This is a genomic window from Microcoleus vaginatus PCC 9802, from assembly GCA_022701275.1.
GTDB lineage: Bacteria > Cyanobacteriota > Cyanobacteriia > Cyanobacteriales > Microcoleaceae > Microcoleus > Microcoleus vaginatus_A.
On the sequence record CP031740.1, the window covers coordinates 4,684,559 to 4,703,552 of the forward strand.

The window sequence follows — 18,994 nt, forward strand, 5'->3', positions numbered from 1 at the left end:
TAACGGATGTAACGGATGTAACGGATGGATGCTGAGGTTCGAGGGAAGAAGGAAGAGGTTGGAGGTTGGAGGTTCGAGGGAAGTTCGGCAACGAGCCCTGTACTGGATTTAACGAATGGATGTTGAGGAAAAAGACAGGATGGGGAAACAAAAATGAGTAATAATCAACGGGGAGGAGGAAAGAGGGAATGAGAAGAAACCAGAAAAATCACAAAAGAAGAAGTACAAAACTGGTACAAAGACCATTAATTTATACATGGTATCTTCCCTCCAACCTTCTTCCTTCTTCCTTCTTCCTTCTTCCTTCTTCCTTCAATTAATCGCGGGCAATACCTTCGGATCTAGCGGCCAACTGCACTGCACCGGCGACAGCAATGGCAACTCTTTCGTCAAAAACAGACGGTATAATGTGCTCTTTGTCAAGCTGGGAAGGACTGACTAAAGAGGCGATCGCATAAGCTGCTTCCAAATACATAGTGGGCGTAATCGTGGTTGCTTTGCAGTCCAAAGCACCTCGAAATATTCCCGGAAATGCCAAAACATTGTTAATTTGATTCGGGTAGTCGCTGCGTCCGGTTGCTATGATTGCCGCATCTTCCATAATTAATTCTGGCTGAATTTCAGGAATGGGATTTGCCATTGCAAAAACAATGGGATTTTCGGCCATCGAACGCACCATGGAGCGGGTGACTACGCCTGGGGCGCTGACGCCTAAAAATACATCGGCACCGGCGATCGCATCTTCCAAAGTACCGCTCGATGGCACAGCAAATTCTAGTTTTTCTGGGTTCATATCCGTGCGGTCTTGGGAGAGGACGCCTTTGGAGTCGCACATGATGATGTTTTCGGCACCTGCTTTACGCAGCAAGCGGGCGATCGCGACTCCGGCGGCACCGGCTCCGTTAATCACGATACACACTTCTTCTATGGATTTTTTCACGATTTTCAAGGCATTAATTAATGCTGCCAAACTGACAATTGCAGTGCCGTGCTGGTCGTCGTGAAAGATCGGAATATCTAAGCTTTCCCGCAATCTTGCTTCGATTTCAAAGCAGCGGGGAGAAGAAATATCTTCGAGATTAACGCCGCCAAAAACCGGGGCGATATTCTGCACTGTGCGAATAATTTCCTCGGTATCTTGGGTATTCAAACAGATAGGAAAGGCGTCAATACCTGCAAATTCTTTAAATAGCATGGCTTTGCCTTCCATGACTGGCAGTGCGGCGGCAGGGCCGAGGTTTCCCAGTCCCAAAACTGCGCTACCGTCGGTAACAATGGCAACAGTATTTTGTTTGATTGTGAGGTTGTAAACTTGTTCGGGGTCATTAGCGATCGCAGTGCAGATGCGGCCGACTCCAGGGGTGTATGCCATTGCCAAATCTGACTGGCGTTTGAGGGAAATTTTGCTAACTACGCTGATTTTTCCGCCGCGGTGCAAGTTGAAAGTGCGATCGTACACATCGATCACTTTGATATCCGGCAGCGCTTTCACTGCTTGCAGTATTTCTTCGTTGTGTTCGAGGCTGTAAGCATCGACGGTGATATCGCGAATCGTAGTGGCGCGGGTTTGCTCGATCAAGTCGATTTGACCGAAGTTGCCGCCGACAGATGCGATCGCACTGGTGACGCTTGCCAGCATTCCCGGCCGATTCGGCAGAGCAACCCGAATTGTTAAACTAAAGCTAGGGTTCGGTGTCAGTTTTACCATGATTCCTTGATTTCAGATTTGAGAATTTCAATCTTAGATTTTATCCCCAATGTTAGGCATAAAATTTAATAATTCAAATTTTCAACTGAAATTTTTAACAAATTCTATGAGCCTGTGGTACGATCGCTCTGCACTGCCAGGGGTGTCGCTGGAAAAGTAATCTTTTTTTGAGTAAAGCTTTGCTCTGTTTCTAGCTTGTGACTCTTCCACAAACAGCTTATTTTTTGTCAATTTCCCAGCGAACCGCGAATATGAAGCGCGGGGCTAGAAACCGGGTTTCTGAGGTAAACCTGCGGAACTATTATCTATTTTTGAAAATATTTCTGCTTATTCTGAACATCAGCAGATATTTCGCAAAAATCTATTTTCCAGGGATACCGCCTAATTCCTGCTGCTGTCTTTTGAAGCGAGACACCCAGGAGAGTTGATGCGGCTTTTTGGTGGCTTTTATTGGGGAGTTAAAAAGTAGATGCACGGCTGCTTGAGCCTGCAGGTAAAAATCTGAGCGACTGACAAGCGGGCATTTGATATATATATGTTGCCTGCTTGTTTAACACTTGCCAAGGATTGCGAGTGCAACCTTGCAAACGATCTAATTACCTGCACGCTTTGCCCGATAATTCCAGCGACTGTAACTAACAGACAATATACCCCGCGCCGGCACAGGCACAGGTTCAGCCGAACCGTGCACAGTTGCTGGTTGCTAACTGTCAATTTTATCGATCGGCCGCAGCATCGGCCCATATAATTGTAAAGAATTTGCAAGCCAGACAATCCGGGGGAACTTTTTCTAAGTCTTGCAGATCGACCGGTTGCTCTGCTTCGCTGCCGGGAGGAACTATGCACAGGGCAACTTGTCCGACTCCAGCCATAAGTTCGGCAACTCGCTCCAAAATACTGTCCATTTTTTCCATTAGTTGCTCTGCTGCATCCAGACTCGGCGCGATGATGAAAAAAGTTTTGACTCCATCGGGACAAGGAGCGAAGCCGAGGGTACACTCTCGTAATAGTGCTTGGGTGGAGAGACTGAAACCGTCGTAGAAGCGATCGATTACTGCTTGATAAAAGACTTGGGTCAGAGAGCGATCGCCAAAAATAGGTTGAGATAACATAACTGCTTCCTTTCGTAGGATTTTTGGGTGCATTGAAAAAATTTTAACATACCTTAATGTAAGGGATTTAACTAAACGATCTAGCGATCGAGATCATGGACTTGATGTGACATTTTTTAATTTGTGTAGCGATCGCAACTGTGATAAAATGTACTATGTGTTAGCGCTGCCAGTGATTTTTATCGCATCAGCAGCTCAAAGCTAAGTACAAAATTTCCTAGTAGGTGGGGAGAGGGCCAGAGGGCCAGAGGGAGAGGGGGAGAGGGTAATTACCTAAGTAGTAAGAGTATTATTGGCAAAAAGTCCTGAATCTAGAGTTTAAAATAAACATCCAATCAAAATATTAAAGATGAACTCGATCGCCCAACAGTTAAAAGCAAAATTTGAAAAAGCATTCACCGCTGCATTCGGCGAAAGTTATGCAGGTGCAGATCCGATGCTAGCCGCCGCCAGCAATCCCAACTTTGGGGACTTTCAGTGCAACGCGGCGATGAGTTTGGGGAAAAAGTTAGGAAAGCCCCCACGGGCGATCGCCTCAACAATCATCGAAAACCTAGATATTACTGACATCTGCGAAACCCCAGAAATCGCCGGGCCCGGTTTTATCAATTTGAAGCTGAAACCGGCTTATTTGGAAGCGCAAATTAGTGCGATCGCCGGCGACTCGCGTTTGGGGATTGAACCGGCGAAAACGCCTCAGACAATCGCGATCGACTTTTCGAGTCCGAATATAGCCAAAGAAATGCACGTCGGACATTTGCGATCGACAATCATCGGAGATGCGATCGCCCGCACCCTCGAATTTCAAGGCCACGACGTACTCAGAATCAACCACATCGGCGACTGGGGCACCCAATTCGGAATGCTGATCGCATACTTGCGCGAAGTTCACCCCGAAGCCCTCACAACCGCTGACGCCCTAGACTTAGGCGATTTAGTCGCATTTTACCGCCAAGCAAAACAGCGCTTTGACACAGACGAAACCTTCAAAGAAACCGCCCGCCAAGAAGTAGTAAAACTGCAAGCAGGCGCCGAAGACACCCGCCGCGCCTGGAAATTGCTGTGCGATCAATCGCGCCGCGAATTTCAAGTAATATACGATTTGCTCGATATCAAATTAACCGAACGCGGCGAATCATTTTACAATCCATTATTGCCCGCAGTAGTCGAAGATTTAACCAATCTAGGTTTGCTAGTAGAAAGTGACGGCGCAAAATGCGTTTTTGTAGACGGTTTCACCAACAAAGAAGGCGAACCACTCCCACTAATTGTCCAAAAAACCGACGGCGGCTACAATTACGCTACCACAGATTTAGCAGCAGTGCGCTACCGCATCCACAAAGACAATGCAAAGCGCATAATTTACGTCACCGATTCGGGACAAGCAAACCATTTTGCCCAAGTATTTGCAGTAGCGAGAAAAGCAGGTTGGATTCCTGAAGATGTCGAAATTGTCCACATTCCCTTCGGTTTGGTATTGGGAGAAGACGGCAAAAAATTAAAAACTCGTTCTGGGGAAACGGTGCGGTTGCAGGATTTGTTAGATGAGGCGATCGTCCGCACGCGCCAAGATTTAGAAGACAGATTAAAAACAGAGGAAAGACAGGAAACTGAGGAATTTATTGCTAACGTATCTCGAACAGTTGGTTTGAGTGCGGTTAAGTATGCCGATTTGAGTCAAAACCGCGCCAGTAACTATATTTTTAGTTACGACAAAATGCTCGCTTTGCAAGGAAATACTGCTCCTTATATGCTGTATGCTTACGTGCGCGTGCAGGGAATTCGCCGCAAAGGTGAAATTAATTTTGATAACTTAGATGCTGGTGCGAAAGTAATTTTGCAATCCGATGCCGAGTTGGTATTGGCAAAGCATTTATTGCAGTTGAATGAAGTTGTAAATGCTGTGGGCGGTGACTTGTTGCCGAATCGAATTTGTCAGTATTTGTTTGAATTGAGTCAAAAGTTCAATCAATTTTTTGAGCAGTGTCAGGTGTTGAAAGCTGAGGAACCGTTGCGGACTTCGCGGTTGATTTTGTGCGATTTGACGGCGAGGACTTTGAAATTGGGTTTGGAGTTGTTGGGGATTAAGGTATTGGAAAGGATGTAAGTTTTTAACTCTTGTGAAACAGGCAAGATTCCAGGCGATGTAGGGGCGGGTTCGCTAACAATAATTGCCTGAAACCAACCATCTCGAAAACCCGCCCCGGCCTGATTACTAGAAGAAACGTTCATAATCATCGTGGTTTCCAATCCAAAACCATGTCACGGTATCTCCTTGTAAAATCCCCACTGCTCGATAGCCGCGCGTGATTCTCGCAGACCAGATATTTTCTTCCTGGTTGATGCACTTGAAGTGCAAAGATCGATGAAAGGGATTTTCCAGCCAGAAACGATAAGCTTTTCTAGCTTGCTCTTTTACTCTACTGTCAAGAGAATTGTATCTTTCCCAAAAGGAAGGAAGGGTGGCAGATTTCATAACTCATTCAGTTTCATTTCCTGTGCCTTTCCTTCAGCAATTTCTTGTTTTGCGCGTTGGGCAGCAGCCACAAGTTGCGGTTGCGTTTTCTTGAAAGATTCGTCCCATTGAAGCTCATCTTTTAAGTCTGCGATATACTCTTTCAAGTATTCCGCTACTTGCTGCTGTAAAGTTTCTGGCAGAGACTGCATCATCTCGATCGCTGTATCAATTTCTTCCCACAGTTCAGAAAGCGGTACAGTGTCTCCTGTCATTGCTTCCTTCCATCCTTGACGAAAACAGTCTTCGGCTGACTTCAGCGGTTCCTCATCAGCAAGAACGATAATGCGAACTCGGCGATCGGCAAATTTGGCTGATTGGGCGAGAATTTCTTCCCACGTTCCCTCTAATTCTAACAATTCTGGTGTCATTTTTTTGATGAAATTGTGACTAAGTTTATTTTAGCGTGTGAAGAAGTGCACTCTAGTACAATGACAGTAGCTTAAGGAATTATGGAGAAGAATTTAGAATCACTTTAATACCTTTTTCCACTCTCTGAATTTCTGTCCATTGCGAATCAATCCAGGCTCTTTCAGCCTGACGTTGTGCAGGTGTTTCTTTCTGATATCTATCTTGCTTTTCCAAAAATTTATTGTAAAATATCATGGCTTGAACCAAAGCTTGACTTCCTACTTTTAATCTGTCATCAAAGATTGAATTGATGAAATTATCGATTGCGGTTGAAACCTGGTTTTTGAAATTTACAACCTCTTCCCAGAAAAGATCACCTAAACGGTATTTGGATAAATTATCCAGATCCGAAATAAGTTCAGACCTCAGTGATTTGGTGTTCTCAGGCAAGTAAACTGTCGGCTGCTCAAATTTATTTGCTATCTCGCTAAAAGTTAAATTCATCTGATGTTTCAACACATCTTTTGTCTGCTTATCTAAATTTTGGAAATACTGGGTAAGCACTTTTAAGTTAATCGTGCTAAGGTCTTGATAAACTAGACCTAGGCTACGCTTAATGATTTGATCAATTTCCATACAAACAAGATTCATAACGATGGGAATATCTTTAATAAAATCATCCTTTTCTTTCCAGCCAATTCCTTTTTTTTGTTTCTTTGCTGCATCAATAAACCACTTTTGTTTAACGCGCACATCAAATATTTTATCCCAATAATCTTGAGATTTATCAATCGCCGAATTTTGACATTGCTCGCCTAGTTCATTAATTCTGACATGACAGCCGCTCAGTTCCCCAAGCTGTTGCCATATTTCCTGTTTTGAAGCTTGGACAATCCCAAGTTTGCAAGTCCAAACGTCTTCAGCATGATCGATATCGTTCCGGCATTTTTGCACAACTTTATCAAGTCTGGTAGCTGATCCAATCAATTCGTCAAAGCCAGGCTGGACTGACTTAATCATGGTTGTAGCAGATTCCTTAATCTCTAAGGATTTATAATCATCCGCCGCGACGAGAGCCGCATATTGGGCGATGTTCTGAAATGCTTTCATGAATTCGTTCATTTAAGTAATTCCACTGTAGACTGACAGAGTTAACCATAATCATATAATATATTATAATGTGTAACATAAATCGCTATTCAGGTAAAAAAATATGGTTTTTGTGTTTCCTCCTCACATACAGGCTGGTATCATCTCCGGCACTTATGAAGTCGTGAAGAATAGTGCAGGAGTATTATTGGGAATAGCTAGAGACAGAGCAACAGGTCGCTTTGTAGGTTCGGCAATTGGTATGGTTGCCGAGCCGTTGTTCGCTATTCCAGATTTTGTATTAGGTGTAGCGCAAATGGTTCAAACAGATCTGGGTTTTAAAGAAACTTACAAAAGACTAGATGTGATTGAGTATGGCTTAAAATCTCTTTCGGCTAATGTGGGCATTCTGTCAGCATCTACTGCCGTCATTGGTGTCGGCGTGGTGGCCATAGCTGCAATGTCAGCCGTCAATCTTCATCAGACTTTGAAAATGAGGGAAGATATTAAGGAATTGAAGCTAACAGTTACACATGGCTTTATTAGTATAGAGGCACTGCTGAGAGACCAAAAAGCAGAAGTTATTGCTGAAATTAAACTGTTAGCTGAAAGCATTAATTTTGAGCAACATCGTTTAATCTTAAGTCAAGCTTATCAGAAATTTGCGATGGCACAGAGACTAATTCAAAGTGCTTTATTAATGGAAGATAAACATACCAGAAATTCTACCTTAACAAGTGCACAACACATTTTAGCTAATGCTTTAGCTGACTATAATAATCCTGAATTATTCAAAGCCACTTGTGCAGTGGGCTATCTTCGTAGAGTTGAATGTGCTTGGGCAATTGAGCAAACAATTTCATTAACTTATCAATTGCTGAACGAGCCTGCGTCTGTAAGTAATTCCCTTTCCCACCTCCAAGAAAGAATACGCCAAGACATTCTCACCGTGATTGAGCGCTGCACAAAAGATGAAATTGATTTTATATTTCCAGAAATCACACGAATTTACAATCAGGATCTAGCAGTTTTAAACTCTTGGCAAAATCAGGTAGATTGGATGCTAAGTTTATCGGCTGATGAGCGTAAACAATTGGCTAGTTTAAATATGGAAACGACACCAGTTTCAAATACTAATCAAGAAGTTGCTATAGTGGCAGAACCAGAAGAAATTGCGCTCTACGAAAACTTGCAGCAAAAATCCCACTTCAAATCACTACGCGATCAATTGCGATTTTTGATAAAACCTAGCTTGCGTCAACAACATGAATCTTATATCAGTCAGAAAGCAACTACCTCTGGCTATAAAGCTTTAGCCCCCTCAAGTTGGCAAGAAGTCAATGATTTAACTGTTGCTAACCTCTACTGGTATTTTCAAGGAATGGAGGGAAGTTCAAAATATGTAGGTTGGGTTAAGGTTCTCGTTACTCAACTCTTCATTTCAAATAAGGCGTTTTGTTAACAACCAAGCTATCCAGAATGCCTTTAAACATTGTTACGACAATTTGGCGATCGTTATCTCTGACAAAAATATCGTAATTGGGACTTGAGTTAATTTCAATTAACCAATATGCTCCGTTTTTATCTAGCGCGATGTCAAACCCAGCATAATTAATCGCCATTTCGGCAAAAACAGGTTTAACAAAATCTTCAATCTCAGACATGAGGTTTGGGTCAATTATATGTTGGGCTTTTGCACCTTCCCAGTGCAGCGGGCTTAAATTGCCCGCAAATTCAGCCTGAGATTTGTCTTTTTCGTATAGCAAAACTAGCTTTTCTTTGCAGAATACAGCCCGATATTCGTGGGCAATTTCGATGTATTCTTGAGCTAGCGCCACATAGTCATAATCTTTACTGTTGACGTTAAATATAATTTCTAGGGCTTCTTTAATTTGCTCTCTAGTTTTACACAAAAAAACATTATTGCCACCAGCACCGCGATTTCTTTTGAGAATCACCGGGAAAGCAAATTTTTTGTTTACTTCTAAAACTATTGATTCAATATCTGGGAAACTCAAATACTTTTTATACTTCTCCTCGCAGTGAGGCGAGACAAAACCGAGAGTTCTGGGAGTATTTATTTTGCCGTTTAATAGTTGATATGTATATTCTTTGTCTTTAAAAATCTCTGCTACTGACGCGCTGTTAAATGGCGTCATGTAATTGACAAAATAATATTCTGCGCCGCTCTGTTTGAGTCTAATCAAGTTTTGGGAAGGATGCAGGATTTCGTAAGGGATATTTAATTCCTCACAAGCTGCCAGCAGGATTTCAATATTGGTTAGCATAAAATGTAACTTAATTAGAAATTAATTTTAAAGATTTGAGATTTGAGAATCGCTTCCAAATCTCAAACCTCAAATTCGTTAGCGCAGCCCTCGAAGAGGATCGCACTTTTATCCAAACAACCGCTGCTGCCCGTTTGCCGCATCTTTCCCGGCATAAATCTCGCGCGTTCCCTTGGGAATGTAAATCCAATCGAATTCTTGCAAGCGGTTTGTCAAATTGGAAATGCTCACTCCCAATTCATCTCTCATTTTGTATAAATGCGACCACTTAGTTAAATCGCGTCCCTGTCTTTTTTCCTCCAAAATACACCGAGGCATCAACAAACAGCTTGCAAAATATTGCGCTTGCCATTCGATCGACAAAACCTTATTATCCGCACTCGCACCCCGGCAAACAAACGGTTCCTCGACATCCTGGGCGGTTTTTCCTTCATCGCCCAAGTTTAATTCCAACTGTTCCACAGTGCCGTCTGCTTCGTCTTGATTGACGTGTAGCACCCAGTGTCCGATTTCGTGGGCGATCGTCGATTCGATGAACCCCGGCGGTTTTTCGAGAATCTGTTCGTTGATTTCGATTAACCGCTGCTGCGGCAAAATCCTCGCCGCGATCGCACCTTCTTCATCCGGCTCAATGCACTCCCAAACTACGCCCAAATCCAGAAAATCAGCAACCGTTGTCGCATCAAAAGGCCATCTCGGAGCAAAATTTTGCGTTTTCTGCATCTGCATCAAGATGTCATTTGCCAAACGCTCGATCGTTTCTTTGGGATAGAAGCAATACGGCTTAAAGATACTCACTATGAGGGGCCTCTCTTACGCTTCAAAAGACTGTTTGAGCCAATCTGGATTTTCTTGCATTCGGCGGAAAAGAGCCTGCATTTCCTTCGGATTCTGCTTCAGCAGCGCTTCGTACTGCTGCGGCAGCCTCCCCGCCAGGAAAATCAATTCCTCTTCGTTTATGTCTAGATTTCGCGCTAATGCTCGGATTACCTCCTCTTTTGGCGCATAATCCGCTCGATCGTTCTCCAACTTCGACAAATAAGTAAAGTCCACACTTAGCATAGCTGCTAGCTCACGTTGTGAGTAAGCTTTGTCCTTGCGAGCTTGACGGATCAGTCTTCCAAATGTTTGTTCCACGGTTTTTCGCCTCCTGACAAGCATTCTAGCCTGTTTTGATGAAAAGTTCAACAAAACACTTGACGGGAAAATCAACCCGCGCTACTATGAGGTTAGTTGACGGTTTAATCAACCCCACGAGCCTGACGGGTAGGGTTAAGGGTGCAAATTAGCCTAGCTCACACGCTACATATAGCGTCGTCAACTTCAGAGGAGTGAGAAGCGCTGGGCGTCAAAACGCTTGTACGCAGCAAATAAGGAGGAGCAGATCGCAAATGCTGAGAACCTGGACAGACACGCATTACAAGCTCGAAGACGATGACTGGCTATACATCGCCACCCACGAAGAACAAAGCTCAGCCTCACTGGTTTGTCCCGGCTACGCGCGGGATGGCGAAGGCTTCAGCATCCACTTCACCCCAGCGCACCTAGAAACGTTAGAGCATTTGCTCGCCGCGCTGCGGATTATCAAAGCTCAACAAGAGGCGATGCTTGAGTATACCTATCCAGAACCAAAAGCGACAACACATCTCATTAGTGGGACTTAAACAAGTTTTAAGCCCAAACAAAGCCCAAACTGGCTTTATATAAAGTAAATAGGTCCCTGTTTTCTTGCAACCAGCCAAAAAACCTGTAAGATATAGCTGTTCTAAAAGCTGACAAAGCTTCAGTAAATGTTGTTAAAGGTTGGTTAGCCCACTGCCGACGCAATCCTCCTGTTAACTGATGCCAAATGATAAAAGTATAAGCACAAAATACTAATATTAAATGTCGATAAAGGCTTCTCTTTCCTCGGATTTGATATTCTTTTAACCCTAGCCATCCTTTAGCTTCACGGTAAAACACTTCTACCCAATTACGTTGGGAGTAAGTTGTTACTATCCATGATGCTGTTGCCCGCTCACTGGCAGCGTTAGTCACTAAATAATCAACTTCTGTGGCGGTAGAACAAGTCGGAGCATTCATGACGATAGCGACTGTTTTTGGCCCGGACATGGTTGAGAATTCTACTGTGATAGTTGCTACCCACACAGTTCTGGGCTTTTCCCGATTTAGTGTAATAGCACTTAAAGCCTCTGCTGGTAAACGTTTTGCTAATTCTGAGAGTTTGAGTTCTTCGGGTTGTCGCTCGGGTTCTATTTGACAGACTACTTTTCGATTTTTGGCTAATCCTCCTACATAGGTTAACTTCCTTTTCTCTAACTCCTGCAAAAATCTACTATTATTCCCATAGCCTGCATCGATTAAAACTACTGCTGGTCGCTCTTTCCTTTCTAAGCATTTGTCAATTAGTTTGATGGCTATATCGGGTTTTTTAATAAATTCTGGATTTTCTTTTCCTTGAGGTAACGAATGAGCGTGTTGATATAATTCAACATCAAGTGGTAGGCTTTTCACTCCATCATATAAGTGTGTAGTTACCACTACTACACCATTATCTGTTTTTCCGATTTCTCCAATATATTGCCGACCAACTCCTGCTGTTAAATTGCCACTTTTTCTGTGACCGGAATCATCTATTATCAGAGTAAACCCTCTGCTGATATGAGTCTGCCTACACTGCTGCATCACCTGCAACCGTCGTTGGTTAACTTGCTGGGCATTCCAAGGAGCTTCTGTCAAAAAATGATGCAATCGGTTGTATGTAACTCCTATACAGTCTCTTGACATCTGAGTCAGGTTTTTTCGCTCACTTTCTCCCAATAATCCCCCTAAATAGTGCTTAAACCCTGTTTTTTGGGCTTGATGGCTAAAAACATCGTCAAAACGACGACACCATCGATCGAAGCATGGTGGCATGGCGCTAGGAGTTGTTTCTTTCATTGCGCGTTTTTGACGTAAAAAGCTTAACCTGACTACATTATACTATTTTTAGCACAATTTTTTTGTTTAAGTCCCGTTAGGTAATCGAAGTTCTGCCACCAGCAATGTACGAGATTTAACGGATTACCAATTACCAATTCCCCGTAAAGCAATAAAAAACTAAGGAAAAACGAACAATGACTAAAACACAAGAAAGACCGACATTTTCAGTATTTGGTGCCAAACCGAGCAATGCTTTGCTAGTACCGGAAATCCCGATCGCAGTACGTAACAATTGCCAAAGCGGCCAGTGGACGATCGGCGACACCGACTACGGTTCCAAGTGTTCCATGACAATCCTCAAATTTTCCAAATTCTTCGGTTCCCTCGGTCAAACTTCCCACACACTGTGGGGTCAACTGTGGTTTGTCGCAGAAACCGGCGAACTGCCTCAAGGAGTTGTCATGGTGACATACATAAAAAACCGCAGCTTGAACGATTTTAACCGCTTGGTAGCATCAGTTCAATCTCGCGGGGTAGAACCTGCAACCGGGATTTTTCTTCCCGAATTTGTCAAGCATTCCGGTCAGAAACCAGACGATAGCGGAGTAGTAAAACCGATCAACTACTACAGCTTGAAATGGTCTTGGAACGAGCGGAAAGATTGGGCGGTTATCGACCAAGCCGCAGCAGTTTTGTCAGATTCTAGCAATCAATCGCGGATGATTGACTTAGAAGGAACAAAAGCTATGGTGTGTTTAGATAACCTGCCGGCGCAGCAAGTTGCCTGCTTGATGGCTGCTCACGCTAGCGGTGAAAGCGATGCTATTGCTTTGAATTCCAACGGCGGTATGTCGCTACCGCCAGCGGAAGACAAATCTACTGCTGACTTGTTCTAATTCTGTTGTAAAGGCGCGATTTAATCGCGCCTTTACCATAACTGTTACAACAGAGTGAAATGAAGAAATTAACAAACCTGAAAACCCAACCCAACCTGCAAGAAAGCCGTTTGAGAGAGAATCTTGAGCTGCTCGACCAAATTCGGGCAGACGCAGTTAACGACATCGAAAGTCTCACCGAAGACTTCCAACACATGACTTTAGTTGCCAAATCCGTCCAGCGGAATTACCGAGCTTTGTTAGCCGAAAATCAACTGCTAAAAGGCACACTTTTAAGTATAATTGATGAGTGCGGCTGCGGGCAAGGAAATCGGTGCGATCGCTGCTGTAAAATTCTCAAAATTCTAGCCAGCGATAATCCAGAAGAAAAACCCGACGCAGCCAGAAAATACCGAGCCATTCTCAGCCAACTCCGCAACTTAGAATAACTGAGAAAGCCTCACTCAAAAGTCTCGAAAATTTATAATCAGGAGGAGCAAAATTATGACAATAGCAACTGCCAAGGATAGCAAAGCCCAAATTTTGCAAAACTTTCAGCAGATTTTAGCCTACCACAAAAAGATCGAATCCAAAGTAGAAACCAAAGAACAGTCAGCCGAAAAAGCCAAAAACAAACAAGTCCTCGAACTCGCCTCCACCTACACAATTGACAGCATCGTCAAAGGCTTAGCAGACTTGCAATTAGATTTCGGCAGCATCACCAGCGGACTTTCCGAAAAACTGAAGGCGGAATCTTCAAAATTAGACGAATTAAAACGCGCGATCGAAATAGAAGCCGAACAATTGCAAGAGTTGCAGCAAATCAGAGTTGTAGCAGACGCCCTCCACATTTTAACTCAAGAACACCGAGAAAAATTGACCCTGCTGGAACAAAACGCTGCTAACCAACGCGAACTTATCGAAAAAGACACGACCCAAAAACGCAAGGTTTGGGAAAAAGAACAGCAAGAATTTGATGCAGCAGTTCAAGAAGAAACTGCACTCATAACTAAAGAGCGTCAGGAAGAAACAGCCGATTACCAATACGAATTACAGCGCACCCGCAAAATCGAAACCGACGAATACGAAGAAACGAAGCGCAAACTAGAACGGGACTTGCAGCAATCTACTCGCGAAAAAGAGAAAAATTGGACACAGCGCGAAAAAGTCCTCAGCGACAACCAAGCGGAGTTTGAAGAGAATCAAAGAAAAGCCGCCGGATTTGAAGAAGAACTCAAACAGGCTTATGTCAAAGCCAAAGAAGAAGCAATTCAAGAAGTTTCCCGCGAAGCTAAAGTCAAGGCAGATTTAGTGGAGAAAGAATGGGAAGGCACTAAGCAGGGATATGAATTGAAAGTGCAATCTCTACAGCAGACAATTGGGCGACAAACCGAACAAATCGCCGAAATTTCCGCGCAACTGCAAGCCACGATGAAGCAAGCGCAAGATTTGGCAATGAAAGCTTTTGCCAGCAAAGCTTAAAACCTAGTAGGGTGTGCAATACACACCTTACGAAAAAATGACAGAAATTTTCCCAAGTATTAAGAAATGAAAAGTCATGAACAAAAGAGTTAGCGACAAAAGCACCAAGGCTGAAATTTTAGAAGCGTACAAGGAAGCAGCGCAAGAAAAAGCGCAGTTAGAATCGCAAATCCAACAGCTAAAGGTTTCCCAAAAGCAAACATTAGTCTCAGAAAAACCTATTGTGGAGGCACCAAAACCAATGGCTTTAACTCAAAATCCACAAAAAATGCAGTCCACAATCGACAATTTGATTTTGCTGCAATTTGGCTTTGGCGGCGCTGTCAGCCAGTTGTCTGAGAAATTAACTTCTGAAGCTGCTAAACTCGAAGAATTGCGGCGCACTGTGGGCGAGGAAATTCAACAACTGCAAGAGTTGCACAGTTTAGAAGATGTTGCAGAAGATACGCTGGACAATTTAATTCAACAGTACGAAGAAAGCGCCAAAACTTTTGCTGGCGAACTCAGCGAACAGCGCGAAACGGTTGAAAAGGAATTGTTGGAACGTCGGCAAGCTTGGGAAAAAGAGCAAGAGCTCCAAAAGTTGGCCGTTAAAGAACGCAATGAGCATCACCAAAAAACTCGCGAGCGGGATGAAGAGTTGTATGATTATGATTTGAATCTTCAGCGAAATCTGGACATCGAAGAATACCAACAGCGCCAGAAAAGGCTGTATCAAGAAATCGAAGAGTTTCAGCAAGAACAGGAGAAACAGTGGGCGGAACGCGAAAAATCTCTTTCGGAACGGGAAAAACTTTATGCTGAGGTGAAAGCTAAGGTAGAAGCTTTCCCGAAAGAACTGGAAGCTAATATCAAGAACGGGAAAGATAACGGTCGCAATATTGGTAATTATCAAGCTAAAGTTAAGGCTGATTTGTCTGCTAAAGATATCGAAGGGCAAAAGCAAAATTATGAACTGCAAATTCAAGGGATGTTGCAGACAATTCAAAATCAAGATGCGCGCCTTGCTAGCTTGTCGAAACAACTGGATTCTGCTTTGAAACAGGTTCAAGATTTGGCGGTGAAGGCGATTGAGGGCTCATCGAATTTGAGTTCTTTGCAAGCAGTCAGGGAAATTGCGATCGAACAAGCGAAGACTCAGCAAAAAAATAAGTAATCCGTAGCGCTTTTAGGAGCTAATTAGGTTGCTTTAGATACCCGATTTCTTGAAGAAGTCGGGTATCTGGGTATTGAAGGGAGAGATTTTTGCGATCGCCCGCGAACTGTGCAAAAATATAAGTATTTAGGATTAGGACAACTGCTATGCTTGATACTAACTACTTCGATCCGCGCGACATTCCTATATATTCTATCCCTGAAGCAGCGCAATATCTCAGGCTCCCGAAGGATAGGTTGCGATCTTGGGTTAAGGGCAGGTCTTCGGAAACAAAAGCGGACAAGCCCTTCTTTGAGCCACTGATTAAGTTACCTCACCCCAAAAATTTTGAACTGCTTCCCCAGTCCAAAAATACACTACTTTCTTTCATAAATTTGGTAGAGGCTCATGTCTTGATTGCCATTTTTAAGGCTACTGGCTTCTCCCGAAAACAACTTAGCACTGCACTCGACTACATCAACGATCATCTTTCGACTCCTCAATTATATGCTGGAAAGGAGTTTGAACGCAAGGTAAGAAATCTTTTATTTAAGAAATTCGGACAGAAGCTTGCAGCATCCGACAGGGAACAGGAAGCAAAACAGATTCTAAACACTTATTTCGATCGCATTGTACGAGATGAAGCTGGATTACCCCTCAAACTCTACCCTTTCACGAAGCTACCAGGTTCCGACGAACCTAAAACAGTGATGATTGACCCCAGAATCTCCTTTGGCCGCCCAGTTTTAGCTGGAACTGGCATTCCCACAGCTATACTGGCGGAACGTTACAAAGCTGGGGATTCCATCGATGAACTTGCCGAAGACTACAATTGCGATCGGCTCCAAATTGAGGAAGGTATTCGCTGCGAACTTCCGCTAGTAGCAGCATGAATGAGATATTTTTCATAGACAGATGTTTAGGAAAGAAACTGGCAGATTCACTACGAAATGAGGGGGCTACAGTAGAAATTCACGACGCTCATTTTAAGCAAGATATGAAGGATGAGGATTGGCTGAGGGAAGTTGGAGAGCGCAATTGGGTGGTATTAACAAAGGACAAGAAAATCGCTAGCCGTCGTTTGGAGTTATTCGCCGTGGCTCAAGGCAATGTCAGGCTTTTTGCATTTGTGGACGGCGATGTTTCTGGAGTTGTAGTGGCACAAGGTTTTGTAAATGCCTTAGAAAATATGCAACAATTTATTCGGGGGAATCAAGCACCTTTCATCGCTAAGGTGCACCAGTCGGGTATGGTAAAGTCCTACAAGAACCGAAAAGAACTTTTGAAAATGCTCCCTAAACCAGTGAGTAAATCATCCCAAATCAATCTCCCTTAGTCCAGTTTTCAAACTGTCCACTCGCTGCGAGTCTTCCTTGAGCCTTAAACCCTATCTACAGCGTTCTAATTTTTAGTAAAAAGCCCGATCGCACTGTTCACTTATCGAAACTGTCCCCTGCTCTCCTGACCGCTTCACTCACGCTATCTATTCTTTAAGTTAATCAACCAAAAGATATATTGGACTTAGAGGCACTATGCAGAAACAAATCATACGCCAAAAAGATACTAATGCTTGGATACTTCAGTGCTGGCTTTCTTTTATTCTTGCCCTTTCCGCCACTACTGTAGGTATCATTTATTTACAGGTAGACCCCTGGCAAAAAGCTTTTATGGGTATGGGTTTAACTTTTTCAGTCGGCTCGTCTTTTACTTTAGCAAAAACCATTCGGGATAACAACGAGGCATCAACATTAACTGCCAGAATCGACGAAGCTAGAGTTGAGAAAATTCTCGCTGAACACCATCCTCTCAAATAAATTTGACTATACAATGTATACAAAAAACAGCCCGCGCGGGCTGTTTTTGTTGTTTGAGCCACAGGTTTCAAGCTGCGGATGGGAATTGGGGATTTCAATGGCTACCTTTGAACTTACGATCGCGCAACTTATTCTTTTGTCGCTGGCGAATACCGGCCTTAACTGTCGCCATATCCACCGGAAAACCAACGACAGGCATCACCTGATCCTTGCGTTCTTCTTCCAGATTCTTGAGTTCGGTGTAATCAACCCAGTGAATGCAATTCACCGGACAAGTGTCGATCGCCTCAGCAATCAACTCTTCAGAATCCCCGTCTTGTCGAACTACCCGCGATCGACCGTAATCCGGTTCAATATAAAAAGTATTGCGAGCAACGTGAGCGCAGTGCTTGCAGCCAATGCAGGTAATCTCATCAACATAGACACCTTTTTGGCGCAACACACCGCCCAATTCCGGTTCCAAACCAGAGCGATCGGGCGCATCCCGCAAAAATCCTCCCAACTCCGGCTCTAAACCAGAGCGATCGCTTGCTGTATCTATTCCGAGTCCAGAAAGCTCAGACATTTAGACCCCCACAATAGTAAATAAGTCCGCGAAAGCGGACTTTGATGAGACAAGATTGCAAAAATCTCGAAAAATTATTAAGCGCACCAACGTTGCACCACCAAGCGGATCGAACCGTCTTGATTTTGCTTTTGCTCAGAAATTTGGAAACCCTGCTTAGCGCTTTCATTCACCACAGTATGGTAAGCGTAGCGCTGAGTCACCTTATTCAGAAAACGGTCTACAGACCAAGCTTGCTGCCAAAACTGCAAGTCAGCCACTAATTCATACTCAGTCCCGTTCCAGCTAAAACCTACGTCGTAGCCGTTTTTTTGCTCAATCACGACCTCAGCGGTGCTGGTTAGGCCGCGATAGCCGCGCACCTCAGTCGGGCCCGACTTCCAGTCGATACCCAAGTCAGTTAAAGCAGCTTCCAAAGAATTCAAATTGCGGATCTGGGTCTTAATTTGGCTAAAATGTGACATGGTGGTTCCAAAAAAACTTAAGTGAACTCAACAAAAAAAATTACCAATCGCTAAAAGCCACTTGGGCCGTCGCTTCGGCTGACTGATGCAGCGCTTGCGTGAAATATTCAGATGTTGACTCTTGGTGAAGCACCACGCCGAGCTGAGCTTCAATTGCAGCCGTTACCTCAGCACAGGAAGCACCGACAATGCCGGTGACCGTTTCCTGTACGCGGCCATCTGGATAGATCACAAACTCTAGTGTTTCCATAATGCGGGCTGACTGAATAGGAATATTGAGAACAGACACCGACACCAGCAAGCCAGGGACGATGCCTCCTGAAGTAGCTTCTTGAGAGTTGGCTGACTGACAAAGCGCTATATCAATTTTGACCAATTGATAGGTTTTGAGTCACAACTTAACAGAACTTATTAATACGTAGAAGCAATACATCAGTTGTATGTAAAGTTTCGCGTAGATCGTGACAGCAGTCAAGTCATACATGAGTGGTGAATATTCGCAAGGGCTATTTGGGAGGGATCGGGAGGGAAGAGCGATCGCGGAGGGTGGGTATGTAAGTTAAGTGCGGTGGGAACCGAGGTACTTAACTTACATAAAGCTAAGGTGATTGACATTTGTCTGCATGATAGTGGGGATCGCCCAACAGCGAGAGGCAAATGCCGCTCAAATCAAG

General features: G+C 43.8%; 21 protein-coding genes and 1 pseudogene. 10 read left to right on the top strand and 12 right to left on the bottom strand.

What is annotated here, in order from left to right; all coding sequences use genetic code 11:
* Positions 1-316: 316 nt before the first annotated feature.
* A complete protein-coding gene (locus D0A34_19005) occupies positions 317-1,708 on the bottom strand; it encodes an NAD-dependent malic enzyme (GenBank protein UNU20691.1) in 1,392 nt (463 codons plus the stop codon).
* Between the two features lie 716 nt (positions 1,709-2,424).
* Complete coding sequence (locus D0A34_19010) at positions 2,425-2,820, bottom strand: hypothetical protein (GenBank protein UNU20692.1); 396 nt, start codon at positions 2,818-2,820, stop codon at positions 2,425-2,427.
* A gap of 349 nt (positions 2,821-3,169) precedes the next feature.
* Here D0A34_19010 and D0A34_19015 point away from each other — a divergent pair, with 349 nt between their 5' ends.
* The gene (locus D0A34_19015) at positions 3,170-4,927 is read left to right on the top strand and encodes an arginine--tRNA ligase (GenBank protein ID UNU20693.1); all 1,758 of its coding nucleotides are present in this window, start codon (positions 3,170-3,172) and stop codon (positions 4,925-4,927) included.
* A 108-nt stretch (positions 4,928-5,035) separates the two neighbouring features.
* Here the strand turns inward: D0A34_19015 and D0A34_19020 are convergent, their stop codons facing one another.
* The 3 genes from D0A34_19020 to D0A34_19030 form a co-directional block, all read right to left on the bottom strand.
* On the bottom strand, positions 5,036-5,296 hold the full coding sequence (locus tag D0A34_19020) for a hypothetical protein (GenBank protein ID UNU20694.1): 261 nt from the start codon (positions 5,294-5,296) through the stop codon (positions 5,036-5,038).
* Complete coding sequence (locus D0A34_19025; protein ID UNU22371.1) at positions 5,293-5,550, bottom strand: hypothetical protein; 258 nt, start codon at positions 5,548-5,550, stop codon at positions 5,293-5,295. The genes D0A34_19020 and D0A34_19025 overlap by 4 nt, the downstream gene beginning before the upstream one ends.
* Before the next feature lie 235 nt (positions 5,551-5,785).
* A complete protein-coding gene (locus D0A34_19030; protein ID UNU20695.1) occupies positions 5,786-6,796 on the bottom strand; it encodes a hypothetical protein in 1,011 nt (336 codons plus the stop codon).
* Between the two features lie 103 nt (positions 6,797-6,899).
* Between D0A34_19030 and D0A34_19035 the strand changes: the two are divergent.
* Positions 6,900-8,153: pseudogene (locus D0A34_19035) on the top strand (hypothetical protein).
* Between the two features lie 58 nt (positions 8,154-8,211).
* Here D0A34_19035 and D0A34_19040 read toward each other — a convergent pair.
* The 3 genes from D0A34_19040 to D0A34_19050 form a co-directional block, all read right to left on the bottom strand.
* Positions 8,212-9,063, bottom strand: coding sequence for an alpha-L-glutamate ligase (locus D0A34_19040; protein UNU20696.1), 852 nt, complete (start codon positions 9,061-9,063; stop codon positions 8,212-8,214).
* A gap of 108 nt (positions 9,064-9,171) precedes the next feature.
* Positions 9,172-9,861 (bottom strand): ImmA/IrrE family metallo-endopeptidase, encoded by a 690-nt coding sequence (locus D0A34_19045; GenBank protein ID UNU20697.1) that lies wholly within the window; start codon positions 9,859-9,861, stop codon positions 9,172-9,174.
* Positions 9,862-9,876: 15 nt separating this feature from the next.
* On the bottom strand, positions 9,877-10,200 hold the full coding sequence (locus D0A34_19050; protein UNU20698.1) for an XRE family transcriptional regulator: 324 nt from the start codon (positions 10,198-10,200) through the stop codon (positions 9,877-9,879).
* Positions 10,201-10,454: 254 nt separating this feature from the next.
* Between D0A34_19050 and D0A34_19055 the strand changes: the two genes are divergently transcribed.
* Positions 10,455-10,727, top strand: a complete 273-nt coding sequence (locus D0A34_19055) for a hypothetical protein (GenBank protein UNU20699.1) — start codon at positions 10,455-10,457, stop codon at positions 10,725-10,727.
* Positions 10,728-10,734: 7 nt separating this feature from the next.
* On the opposite strand, the gene D0A34_19060 is transcribed toward D0A34_19055, so the two are convergent.
* The gene (locus tag D0A34_19060; protein UNU20700.1) at positions 10,735-12,003 is read right to left on the bottom strand and encodes an IS701 family transposase; all 1,269 of its coding nucleotides are present in this window, start codon (positions 12,001-12,003) and stop codon (positions 10,735-10,737) included.
* Between the two features lie 176 nt (positions 12,004-12,179).
* Here D0A34_19060 and D0A34_19065 point away from each other — a divergent pair, with 176 nt between their 5' ends.
* From D0A34_19065 to D0A34_19095, 7 genes are all read left to right on the top strand, one after another.
* Positions 12,180-12,881: a hypothetical protein gene (locus D0A34_19065; GenBank protein ID UNU20701.1), complete on the top strand. Its 702-nt coding sequence runs from the start codon at positions 12,180-12,182 to the stop codon at positions 12,879-12,881.
* Positions 12,882-12,940: 59 nt separating this feature from the next.
* Positions 12,941-13,309 carry a hypothetical protein gene (locus D0A34_19070; GenBank protein ID UNU20702.1) on the top strand — a complete coding sequence of 123 codons (369 nt, stop codon included), beginning with the start codon at positions 12,941-12,943 and terminating at the stop codon, positions 13,307-13,309.
* 55 nt (positions 13,310-13,364) lie between these two features.
* On the top strand, positions 13,365-14,342 hold the full coding sequence (locus D0A34_19075) for a hypothetical protein (GenBank protein UNU20703.1): 978 nt from the start codon (positions 13,365-13,367) through the stop codon (positions 14,340-14,342).
* 76 nt (positions 14,343-14,418) lie between these two features.
* Entirely contained in the window at positions 14,419-15,498 is a 1,080-nt protein-coding gene (locus D0A34_19080) for a hypothetical protein (protein UNU20704.1), read from the top strand.
* 146 nt (positions 15,499-15,644) lie between these two features.
* On the top strand, positions 15,645-16,370 hold the full coding sequence (locus D0A34_19085) for a DUF433 domain-containing protein (protein ID UNU20705.1): 726 nt from the start codon (positions 15,645-15,647) through the stop codon (positions 16,368-16,370).
* The gene (locus D0A34_19090; GenBank protein ID UNU20706.1) at positions 16,367-16,813 is read left to right on the top strand and encodes a hypothetical protein; all 447 of its coding nucleotides are present in this window, start codon (positions 16,367-16,369) and stop codon (positions 16,811-16,813) included. The genes D0A34_19085 and D0A34_19090 overlap by 4 nt, the downstream gene beginning before the upstream one ends.
* A 196-nt stretch (positions 16,814-17,009) precedes the next feature.
* Complete coding sequence (locus tag D0A34_19095; protein ID UNU20707.1) at positions 17,010-17,291, top strand: hypothetical protein; 282 nt, start codon at positions 17,010-17,012, stop codon at positions 17,289-17,291.
* 94 nt (positions 17,292-17,385) lie between these two features.
* On the opposite strand, the gene D0A34_19100 is transcribed toward D0A34_19095, so the two are convergent.
* The 3 genes from D0A34_19100 to D0A34_19110 form a co-directional block, all read right to left on the bottom strand.
* A complete protein-coding gene (locus tag D0A34_19100; GenBank protein UNU20708.1) occupies positions 17,386-17,856 on the bottom strand; it encodes a ferredoxin in 471 nt (156 codons plus the stop codon).
* A gap of 77 nt (positions 17,857-17,933) precedes the next feature.
* Positions 17,934-18,320 (bottom strand): DUF1257 domain-containing protein, encoded by a 387-nt coding sequence (locus tag D0A34_19105; protein ID UNU20709.1) that lies wholly within the window; start codon positions 18,318-18,320, stop codon positions 17,934-17,936.
* A gap of 40 nt (positions 18,321-18,360) precedes the next feature.
* Positions 18,361-18,570, bottom strand: coding sequence for a DUF2997 domain-containing protein (locus D0A34_19110; GenBank protein UNU22372.1), 210 nt, complete (start codon positions 18,568-18,570; stop codon positions 18,361-18,363).
* Between the last annotated feature and the right edge of the window lie 424 nt (positions 18,571-18,994).

What these genes read in the sequence shown, in the direction of transcription:
- D0A34_19005 (UNU20691.1), bottom strand. Translation starts at nt 1,708, where the DNA reads ATGGTAAAACTGACACCGAACCCTAGCTTTAGTTTAACAATTCGGGTT.
- D0A34_19010 (UNU20692.1), bottom strand. Translation starts at nt 2,820, where the DNA reads ATGTTATCTCAACCTATTTTTGGCGATCGCTCTCTGACCCAAGTCTTT.
- D0A34_19015 (UNU20693.1), top strand. Translation starts at nt 3,170, where the DNA reads ATGAACTCGATCGCCCAACAGTTAAAAGCAAAATTTGAAAAAGCATTC.
- D0A34_19020 (UNU20694.1), bottom strand. Translation starts at nt 5,296, where the DNA reads ATGAAATCTGCCACCCTTCCTTCCTTTTGGGAAAGATACAATTCTCTT.
- D0A34_19025 (UNU22371.1), bottom strand. Translation starts at nt 5,550, where the DNA reads ATGACAGGAGACACTGTACCGCTTTCTGAACTGTGGGAAGAAATTGAT.
- D0A34_19030 (UNU20695.1), bottom strand. Translation starts at nt 6,796, where the DNA reads ATGAAAGCATTTCAGAACATCGCCCAATATGCGGCTCTCGTCGCGGCG.
- D0A34_19040 (UNU20696.1), bottom strand. Translation starts at nt 9,063, where the DNA reads ATGCTAACCAATATTGAAATCCTGCTGGCAGCTTGTGAGGAATTAAAT.
- D0A34_19055 (UNU20699.1), top strand. Translation starts at nt 10,455, where the DNA reads ATGCTGAGAACCTGGACAGACACGCATTACAAGCTCGAAGACGATGAC.
- D0A34_19060 (UNU20700.1), bottom strand. Translation starts at nt 12,003, where the DNA reads ATGAAAGAAACAACTCCTAGCGCCATGCCACCATGCTTCGATCGATGG.
- D0A34_19065 (UNU20701.1), top strand. Translation starts at nt 12,180, where the DNA reads ATGACTAAAACACAAGAAAGACCGACATTTTCAGTATTTGGTGCCAAA.
- D0A34_19070 (UNU20702.1), top strand. Translation starts at nt 12,941, where the DNA reads ATGAAGAAATTAACAAACCTGAAAACCCAACCCAACCTGCAAGAAAGC.
- D0A34_19075 (UNU20703.1), top strand. Translation starts at nt 13,365, where the DNA reads ATGACAATAGCAACTGCCAAGGATAGCAAAGCCCAAATTTTGCAAAAC.
- D0A34_19080 (UNU20704.1), top strand. Translation starts at nt 14,419, where the DNA reads ATGAACAAAAGAGTTAGCGACAAAAGCACCAAGGCTGAAATTTTAGAA.
- D0A34_19085 (UNU20705.1), top strand. Translation starts at nt 15,645, where the DNA reads ATGCTTGATACTAACTACTTCGATCCGCGCGACATTCCTATATATTCT.
- D0A34_19090 (UNU20706.1), top strand. Translation starts at nt 16,367, where the DNA reads ATGAATGAGATATTTTTCATAGACAGATGTTTAGGAAAGAAACTGGCA.
- D0A34_19095 (UNU20707.1), top strand. Translation starts at nt 17,010, where the DNA reads ATGCAGAAACAAATCATACGCCAAAAAGATACTAATGCTTGGATACTT.
- D0A34_19100 (UNU20708.1), bottom strand. Translation starts at nt 17,856, where the DNA reads ATGTCTGAGCTTTCTGGACTCGGAATAGATACAGCAAGCGATCGCTCT.
- D0A34_19105 (UNU20709.1), bottom strand. Translation starts at nt 18,320, where the DNA reads ATGTCACATTTTAGCCAAATTAAGACCCAGATCCGCAATTTGAATTCT.
- D0A34_19110 (UNU22372.1), bottom strand. Translation starts at nt 18,570, where the DNA reads ATGGAAACACTAGAGTTTGTGATCTATCCAGATGGCCGCGTACAGGAA.